The 3,171-nt window shown below is 74.4% G+C and carries 2 protein-coding genes; one reads left to right on the forward strand and one right to left on the reverse strand.

Annotated features, from left to right (window positions below):
- Positions 1-1,466, reverse strand: a 1,466-nt coding sequence (locus ABD691_RS19145; RefSeq protein WP_344681607.1) for a DEDD exonuclease domain-containing protein, incomplete at its 3' end; no start/stop codon positions are given.
- Positions 1,467-1,623: 157 nt separating this feature from the next.
- Here ABD691_RS19145 and ABD691_RS19150 point away from each other — a divergent pair.
- The gene (locus ABD691_RS19150; RefSeq protein WP_425565131.1) at positions 1,624-2,913 is read left to right on the forward strand and encodes an NYN domain-containing protein; all 1,290 of its coding nucleotides are present in this window, start codon (positions 1,624-1,626) and stop codon (positions 2,911-2,913) included.
- Positions 2,914-3,171 lie beyond the last annotated feature (258 nt).

Genomic DNA, 3,171 nt, shown 5'->3' on the forward strand with positions numbered 1-3,171 from the left:
CGGTCCCGACCCCGACGCCGACGAACAGCGCCGCCGCCGCGACCACCGATCCGCCCGCCGCGGCCGTCCGGCGGCGGGCCCACGAGCTCCGGCACCCCGGCCAGCGCGCTCAGCCGCTGGCCGCGGTCGAGCGACCGCACGAGCGCCGCGAGCCGGTCGCGGTGCACCGCCGCGTCCTCGAACCGCTCCGCCGCCGAGAGCCGGTCCAGCTCCGCGCGCAGCCGCTCCAGCACCTCCGTGCCGCGTCCGGTCACGACGTCCTGGATCGAGACCACCTCCGGCGCGTACGCCTCGACGCTCTGCAGGCCCGCGCAGGGCGCGGCGCAGCGGCCAAGCTCGTGCAGCGCGCAGGGGCGCCCGCGCTGGTTTTCGGCGGGGATCCGCTCGGTGCAGCGCCGGATCGACGTGGCCTCCTGCAACGCGTCGACGGCCTCGGTGGCCGCGCGGCGGGAGCTGAACGGTCCGAGCGCGGACGGCTTCGGGGTGCGCACGATCGACAACCGCGGGAACGGCTCGTCGGTCAGCGCGACCCACCAAGCCCGCTGGGGGAACTTCGAACGCCGGTTGTAGCGCGGCGCGTGCGCGGCCAGCAGCCGCAGCTCCCGCACCTCCGCCTCCAGCGGGTGCGAGCAGACGACGTGGTCGACGCGGTCGGCGAGGCCGACCATCTCCTTCATCCGGCTGCGCTTCTCGCCCGCGGTGAAGTACTGCCGGACCCGCCGCCGCAGGTCGGTGGCGGTGCCGACGTAGAGGACCTCGTCGTTGGGGCCGCGGAACAGGTAGACGCCGGAGGCGTTGGGCAGCTGGTCGGCCAGCCCGCGCTTCTGGCGTTGCAGCGGCGAGACGTCCGGCAGGTGCCCGAGCAGGTCCTCCAGCGTGCGCACGCCCAGCGGCCCGACCCGCTCCAGCAGCGCGTGCAGGACGTCGACGGTCGCGCGGGCGTCGTCGAGGGCGCGGTGCACCGGTGAGGTGCGCGCCCGCAGGACGCCCGCGAGCGTGCCGAGCTTGTAGTTCGGCGTCTCGTCCCGGGTCAGCACCCGGCGGGCGAGCTTGACCGTGCACACCACGTCCGGCTTCGGCCAGCGCAGCCCCTGCCGTTCGCACTGGCTCCGCAGGAAACCGACGTCGAACGGCGCGTTGTGCGCGACCAGCACCGCGCCCTCGGCGAATTCCAGGAACGACGGCAGCACCGACTCGAACGACGGCGCGTCGTGCACCATCGCCTGGGTGATCCCGGTGATCGAGACGACCGCGGGCGGGATCTCGCGGCCGGGGTCGACCAGGGTGGCGAACTCACCGACCACCTCGCCGCCCCGGACCTTGACGGCGCCGATCTCGGTCACGGCGTCGTTCGCGCTGCTGCCACCGGTGGTTTCGAGGTCGACCACCACGAAGGTCACCTGGTGCAGCGGGATCTCGCGGTCGGGGACGATCTCGTCGAAGGTGAGCTGGGCGTGCGGGGACATCGCGATCACGCTACGGGCCGGTACCGACAGCCCGGCGGATGCGGTCGCCCGCGGGTGCTCCTACTAGCCTGTGGGGGTGGCACCGCCGATGCCGGGGTCGGAGCACCCCACGCCCGAGGAGTCTGCTGTGGACAGTGCACAGCAGACGGCCGGCGGTGTGCCGCTGGACTGGGACTCCTTCGCCGGACCGCTGCGCGTGCGGCTGGCCGAAATGGCCGCCGAAGCCCTCGGCGAGATGCGCGCGGTCGACATCCCCGCGCAGCTGCGCCCGGTGGTCCGCTTCGCCCCGGCCAAGCGCGCGAAGCTGGGGCAGGCCGCGCTGCTGGGCGCGCTGCGCGACTCCGGGGTCTTCCGGACCGCCGTGGTCGACTGGTGCACCGGGAACCGGCCCGCGGCGCTGGACCTCAACGATCCCGATCCGGTCGTGGTCGCCGCCGCCGCGGTGCTCCAGGACGCCGCGATCGCGCCGCACTACGTGGAGCTCGTGGGCTTCCGCACCGAGCAGGGCCAGCTGCGCGGCGACCGCGATTCCGCCGTTGCCCGCGCGGAGCGGCTGACCTCCGAGGTGGAGCGGCTCCGGTCCGAGCTCGCCGAGGCGAGGGCCGCCGTTGAGCGGGCCGGGGACGAGAGCAGCACTGAGGCCGACCGGCTGCGCAAGCGCCTGCGGGAGCAGGGGATGCGGCTGCGCGAAGCGAAGGACGACGCCGAGGCGGCGCGGGCGGATCTCGCGCGGGTGCGCGAGGACGCCGACGCCGCGGTCGCCGAGATCGCCGCGGAGCGCGATCGGGAGCGCGGCCGGGCCAAGGAGGAGCGGCTGCGCGCGGAGCGCGCGGCGGCCGACGCGGAGACCGCGCGGCAGTCCGCGCGGGAAGCCCGGCAGGGCGACGAGGTCCGGCTGGCGCTGCTGCTGGAGACGCTGGAGGGCGCGCTGGGCGGGTTGCGCCGGGAGCTGGGTGCGTCGGCAGGCAGCGGGCCGCGTCCGGCGGACGTGATCGAGCGGGTGCGGTCGCACTCCGGCACCACCGGGCAGGTGCAGGACGTCGCCGCGCTGGACCGGTTGCTGGCGCTGCCCGCGGTGCACCTGATCGTCGACGGCTACAACGTGACCAAGACCGGCTACCCGGACCTGCCGCTGGCCGACCAGCGCGACCGGCTCGCCCACCAGCTCGCCGCGCTGGCCGCGCGGACCAGGGCGGAGGTCACGGTCGTCTTCGACGGCGCGGACGTGCTCGCGGTGCCGGCGGCGGGGCCGCGCGGGGTGCGGGTGCTGTTCAGCGATCCCGGGGTGCAGGCCGACGACGTGATCCGCGATCTGGTCGCCGCCGAACCGCAGGGCCGCCAGCTGGTGGTGGCCACATCGGACCGCGCGGTGGTCGAGTCGGTGCGGCGGCGCGGCGCGTACGCGGTCCCGTCGGCGGTCCTGCTGGCACGGCTCACCCGCGTTTGACCGGTTTGCCCGGCGTGCGGCGGTTTTCCCGGTCGCTCGGCGAGAATTCGGTACCGCTGGGCGACGTGGCCGATCTCATAGCGCGGTTACCGGACCTCGTCCCTGGTCCTGGTCGGGGGACAGCTGCGATCACAACCCCAGGTAGAGGGCTCGGTGATGTCATCACCGTGAGCACACGAATCTCCTCCGTTAGAGGTCTTGCGCCACGATTCCGATAAAAGGGGACCCACTTCTGGACGTCACGCCTCACCTTTCGTA

Source organism: Saccharopolyspora taberi, assembly GCF_039534165.1.
GTDB classification, from domain to species: domain Bacteria; phylum Actinomycetota; class Actinomycetes; order Mycobacteriales; family Pseudonocardiaceae; genus Saccharopolyspora_D; species Saccharopolyspora_D taberi.